Origin of the sequence: Rhodopseudomonas sp. WA056 (assembly GCF_010906995.1) — a bacterium.
In the GTDB taxonomy this organism is placed as follows: Bacteria; Pseudomonadota; Alphaproteobacteria; order Rhizobiales; family Xanthobacteraceae; genus Rhodopseudomonas; species Rhodopseudomonas palustris_G.
On sequence record NZ_QPFS01000198.1, the window covers coordinates 1 to 4,830 of the forward strand.

Genomic DNA, 4,830 nt, shown 5'->3' on the forward strand with positions numbered 1-4,830 from the left:
CGCGCCTAAAAGGGGGCTGGGGCTGCGGTCCGGTTTCGATCAGAACGGGCGCTCCCAGGAGACTGTTGCCGTGACTGACGGCTCTGCGACGACGCTGCGCGACGAAGCCCGCGCCAAGGTGAACCTGACTCTGCGCGTGGTGGGCCGTCGTATCGACGGCTATCACGAGCTCGAAAGCGTCGTGGCGTTCGCCGATTGCGCCGATCGTCTGGAACTGCAGCCCGGCGCGGCACTGAGCCTCGCCACGACCGGACCCGGCGCACAGGATTGCGGCGACAGCGCCGACAATCTGGTTCTAAAGGCGGCGCGGCTGCTCTCCGAACGGGTGCCGAACCTCACCACCGGAGCCTTCATCCTCGACAAGCACCTGCCGGTCGCGGCCGGCATCGGCGGCGGCTCGGCCGACGCTGCCGCGGCGCTGCGGCTGCTCGCCCGCGCCAACGATTTGGCGGCCGACGATCCGCGTCTGGTCGAGGCGGCGCGGCTGACCGGGGCCGACGTGCCTGTCTGCCTGCCGTCGCGGCCCTGCATGATGGCCGGAGTCGGCGAAAAGCTCTCGCCGCTGCCGCTGCCGCGGCTGCCGGCCGTGATGGTCAACCCGCGGGTGCCGGTGGCCACCAAGGACGTGTTTGCTGCGCTCGGCCTGAAGCCGGGCTCGCTGACGGTCGGTGCCACCGACGTGCTCGCGGCACCAGCGTGGCCCGATGCCGGAGCACCGCTCGCCGATTGGATTGCGACACTCGAGGCCGGAACCAACGATCTCGAACCGCCGGCCCTCAAGGTCGAGCCTGTGGTCGGCACCGTGCTGGCCGCGCTGCGGGCGACCGTCGGCGTGCAGCTCGCGCGGATGTCGGGCTCGGGCGCGACCTGCTTTGCGCTGTATGCCGATGATGCATCGGCCCGCGCCGCCGCCGATATGCTCCGCACCGCCCAGCCCGGCTGGTGGGTGCATGCCGGCAGCCTGAGCTGACGGCCGCTTCAGCGGCGGTCATCCCGGGGCGCGCGCAGCGCGAACCCGGGATCTCGCAGTTCAGAACATCTCGGGATTCCGGATCGCCGCTGCGCGGCGTCCGGAATGACGGTGCTTATTGCTGGAAGCAGCAGAGCTCGCTCAGTGCGAGCGCGCCAGGCAGAATGCCACCACTTGCTCCAGCGCCGTCTTCATCGGAGAGGACGGGAACAGCGCCAGCGCGTCGACCGCCATCGCGCCGTAATGATGGGCGCGCTGGATGGTGTCTTCGAGCGCGCGATGCTTGGTCATCAGCTTGATCGCCTGATCGAGATCGGCGTCGGAGATCTCGCCGCGCTCCAGCGACTTGATCCAGAACTCGCGCTCGGCGTCGTTGCCACGGCGGAATGCCAGCACCACCGGCAGGGTGATCTTGCCCTCGCGGAAATCGTCGCCGACGTTCTTGCCGAGCTTGGCGGCCTTGCCGCCGTAGTCGAGCACGTCGTCGATGAGCTGGAAGGCGATGCCGATGTTCATACCGAACGAGCGGCAGGCGGATTGTTCGGGCTTGGGCCGGTTGGCGATCGCCGGGCCGACTTCGCAGGCGGCGGCGAACAGCTCGGCGGTCTTACCGCGGATCACCGCCAGATATTCGTCTTCGGTCGTGGCGGTGTTCTTGGCGGCGGCGAGCTGCATCACCTCGCCCTCGGCGATGGTGGCGGAGGCCGACGACAGGATGTCGAGCGCGCGAAGCGAGCCGACCTCGACCATCATCCGGAACGCCTGGCCGAGCAGGAAATCGCCGACCAGCACGCTGGCCTCGTTGCCCCACAGCATCCGCGCCGACTTCTTGCCGCGGCGCATCTCGCTCTCGTCGACGACGTCGTCGTGCAGCAGCGTCGCGGTGTGCATGAATTCGACCGCGGCGGCGAGCTTGATGTGGCCGTCCCCGGTGTAGCCGGTGAGGTTCGCCATCGCCAAGGTGAGCATCGGCCGCAGCCGCTTGCCGCCGGACGAGATCAGATGATTGGCGACTTCCGGAATCATGGTGACGTCGGAGCCGGTGCGCGACAGGATGGTGGCGTTGACGCGCTCCATGTCCGCCGCAACGAGTTCGACCAGTTGGTCGATCGAGGCGGTCGAGGGGCCCTCGAAGGGTACGATAACGGCCACGCTGGGTCTCCAAATTCCGGGGACGGATTCGGCGAAGCTGCTTCCGCCATCCGCGCCTTGGTCCAGTCATCGAGGCGCCGGCCGGCTCGACCATCCGCGCCTCATTGCGGTTCCCTCTATAGCACGGGAACGACCCTGCAACGAGGCGATCGATCCCCCGCGACGGTCGGCGCGAGCTATAATGCAGGGACGACAGGAGAGGCAAGGTTGCGAGAACTGTTGAGGACCAACGACGCGGTACTGCTTTCGGCGGTGGGGGCGCTGCTCGACGGCGCCGGTATCGACCATCTGGTGCTGGACCAGAACATGAGCATTCTGGAAGGCTCCTTGGGCGTGATTCCGCGCCGTTTACTGGTGCCCGACGACGATCTGCCCGCCGCGCGAAGGCTGTTGACCGACGCGGGACTGGCCCATGAGCTGCGGTCCGATGGCTGAAACGGTCGGCGCGGCGGACCGGAGCGTCACCGAAGACGGCTTTCTCGGCGGCCGGCTGCGGCTGCGGCAACCTGCCGCCGGCCATCGCGCCGGTCACGACGCGATTCTGCTGGCGGCTTCGACCCGGGCGAGGGCAGGCGACCGGGTGGTCGAATTCGGCGCCGGGGTCGGCACCGCCGGACTGGCGCTGGCGCGCCGGGTCGACGGAATCGCTCCGGTCCTGGTTGAGATCGACTCCACCCTTGTGGCGATCGCCCGAGACAACGCCCGCCTCAATGGGCTTGCGGCCGAAGTCGTCTGTCTCGACGTGACCGGCCCCGCCGAGACGTTTGCGGCGGCCGGACTCGGGCCCGACACTGCCGACACGGTGCTGATGAACCCGCCGTTTCATGATGCTGCACGGCATCGCGGCTCGCCCGACCCGTTGCGTCAGGCGGCGCATCTGGCAACCGGGGCGACGCTGGAGGCGTGGGTGCATGCGGCGCGGCGGCTGCTCAAATCGGGCGGCGCCCTGACGCTGATCTGGCGGGCGGATGGACTGGCCGATGTGCTGGCCGCGCTCGGCCGCGGCTTCGGTAGCGTGGCGCTTCAGGCGGTGCACGGAAATGCCGGCAAGCCGGCGATCCGCATCCTGGTGCGCGCGATCAAAGGCGGCCGGGCGCCGCTGGTGATGCTGCCGAGTCTGATGCTCAGCGACACCTCGGGGGAGCCGATCCCGCTGGTGCGGGCGGTGATGGCGGGTGAGCAGATTTTGCCGCTGGCGCAACGCTGAGCGACCTCGCCCGGCAAAAGCTGCGCTGCAGATGCACCTCGAAAGACTTACTGCGGTTGCGGCTCTTTATGATGTTCGGCCGGCGCACTGGTGAGGTGAACCGCCGTCAAGATCGCCCCGATCAACAACACCAGCAGGTAAATTTTCATCGGTCCCTCCGCTGCGTCGTTGCAGCCTCGTCCCTATATGAAGCCTGCGTTGCAAAACATGTTCCACATCTACCAGATGGTGATATCCGCGATGGTCGACAATAGGATGAAGCGATGAGCGGGACTGCGGTCAGCGGTCGCAGCGAGCAGGGCTGGCTCGCCGGTCTCGGTAACTGGATTCCAGAGCGATTCCGCCGGGATATTCCGGTCGTACCGGTGGTCCGGCTATCGGGCACGATCGGCGCGGTGACGCCCCTGCGTCCGGGGCTGACGCTCGCCGGTGTCGCCAAGCTGCTCGACCGCGCATTCTCCACCCGCAACGCCAAGGCGGTGGCGCTGGCGATCAATTCGCCGGGCGGCTCGCCGGTGCAGTCGCGGCTGATCTATTTGCGCATCCGCGCGCTCGCCGCCGAGAAGAAGCTGCCGGTCTACGCCTTCGTCGAGGACGTCGCCGCGTCCGGCGGCTACATGATCGCCTGTGCGGCCGACGAGATCTATTGCGATCCGTCGTCGATCCTCGGCTCGATCGGCGTGGTCGGCGGCGGCTTCGGGTTTCAGGAGCTGATCAGGAAGATCGGCGTCGAGCGCCGGCTCTACACCGCCGGCGAGCGCAAGGCGCAGCTCGATCCGTTCCTGCCCGAAGACCCGCAGGAGGTCGCCCGGCTGAAGGTGCTGCAGCAGGAGATCCACGCGCTGTTCATCGCGCTGGTCAAGGAAAGCCGCGGCGCCCGGCTGAAAGGCGAGGAGTCGCAATTGTTCACCGGCGAGTACTGGGCCGGCGCCACCTCGGTGTCGCTGGGCCTTGCCGATTCGATCGGCGACCTGCGCGCGGTGCTGCGCGAGAAATTCGGCGACAAGGTTCGCACCCCGCTGATCTCGCCGCCGACCGGTCTGCTCGCCAACCTGACGCGTAAATCCGGTGGCGCCGAAGCTGCGCTCGACGGCGTCGCGGCGCTCCCCGAATCAATGATCTCGGCGCTGGAAACCCGGGCGATCTGGGCCAAATACGGCTTTTGAGAGATGGCTTCGGCGGCGGCGCCGCGCCATTTGGTCCCGTCAGCGTGAGTTGCGAGTGAACGCCCACTGAGCGAAGATGCAACAGGGGCGTGACGCGACTCAAGGAGAGGTTGGACGATGCCGCCGCTGCTCGTATTGGCTGGAAGCCTGGTCGGCATCGCCATGGTGCGGTGGGCCTTCCGCACGGCCGGACGCGTCAATCAGGAGCTCGAGGTCGCCCGCGCGACGGTGTTGGCCGATGTCGATCGCGCCACGCTGCCGACGTTGCGGCCCGATCCGGTCACCGGCGCCTACCGGCCCGGTTGAGGTCTCGGCTGTCGCCCGCCCGCGAAGGC

6 protein-coding genes are annotated in these 4,830 nt (G+C 68.1%); 5 read left to right on the forward strand and 1 reads right to left on the reverse strand.

Translation table 11 applies throughout. From position 1 onward, the window contains the following. Positions 1 to 70 precede the first annotated feature (70 nt). Positions 71 to 970 (forward strand): 4-(cytidine 5'-diphospho)-2-C-methyl-D-erythritol kinase, encoded by a 900-nt coding sequence (locus tag DU475_RS23000; RefSeq protein ID WP_164633436.1) that lies wholly within the window; start codon positions 71 to 73, stop codon positions 968 to 970. 141 nt (positions 971 to 1,111) lie between these two features. Here the strand turns inward: DU475_RS23000 and DU475_RS23005 are convergent, their stop codons facing one another. After that, complete coding sequence (locus DU475_RS23005) at positions 1,112 to 2,122, reverse strand: polyprenyl synthetase family protein (protein WP_013500985.1); 1,011 nt, start codon at positions 2,120 to 2,122, stop codon at positions 1,112 to 1,114. A 207-nt stretch (positions 2,123 to 2,329) separates the two neighbouring features. On the opposite strand from DU475_RS23005, the gene DU475_RS23010 reads away from it, so the two are divergent. The 4 genes from DU475_RS23010 to DU475_RS23025 all read left to right on the forward strand — a co-directional run bounded on the left by DU475_RS23010 (position 2,330) and on the right by DU475_RS23025 (position 4,801). After that, positions 2,330 to 2,557 (forward strand): putative signal transducing protein, encoded by a 228-nt coding sequence (locus tag DU475_RS23010; protein WP_013500986.1) that lies wholly within the window; start codon positions 2,330 to 2,332, stop codon positions 2,555 to 2,557. Then, complete coding sequence (locus tag DU475_RS23015; RefSeq protein ID WP_013500987.1) at positions 2,550 to 3,329, forward strand: tRNA1(Val) (adenine(37)-N6)-methyltransferase; 780 nt, start codon at positions 2,550 to 2,552, stop codon at positions 3,327 to 3,329. Before DU475_RS23010 ends, DU475_RS23015 begins: the two co-directional genes overlap by 8 nt. Positions 3,330 to 3,592: 263 nt before the next feature. Next, complete coding sequence (locus DU475_RS23020; protein ID WP_142881944.1) at positions 3,593 to 4,495, forward strand: S49 family peptidase; 903 nt, start codon at positions 3,593 to 3,595, stop codon at positions 4,493 to 4,495. A 117-nt stretch (positions 4,496 to 4,612) separates the two neighbouring features. After that, positions 4,613 to 4,801: a DUF4234 domain-containing protein gene (locus tag DU475_RS23025; RefSeq protein WP_013500990.1), complete on the forward strand. Its 189-nt coding sequence runs from the start codon at positions 4,613 to 4,615 to the stop codon at positions 4,799 to 4,801. The last annotated feature ends 29 nt before the right edge of the window (positions 4,802 to 4,830 follow it).

Excerpts from the sequence above, each read along its gene's own strand:
- DU475_RS23015 (WP_013500987.1), top strand. The coding sequence starts at position 2,550 with ATGGCTGAAACGGTCGGCGCGGCGGACCGGAGCGTCACCGAAGACGGC.
- DU475_RS23020 (WP_142881944.1), top strand. The coding sequence starts at position 3,593 with ATGAGCGGGACTGCGGTCAGCGGTCGCAGCGAGCAGGGCTGGCTCGCC.
- DU475_RS23025 (WP_013500990.1), top strand. The coding sequence starts at position 4,613 with ATGCCGCCGCTGCTCGTATTGGCTGGAAGCCTGGTCGGCATCGCCATG.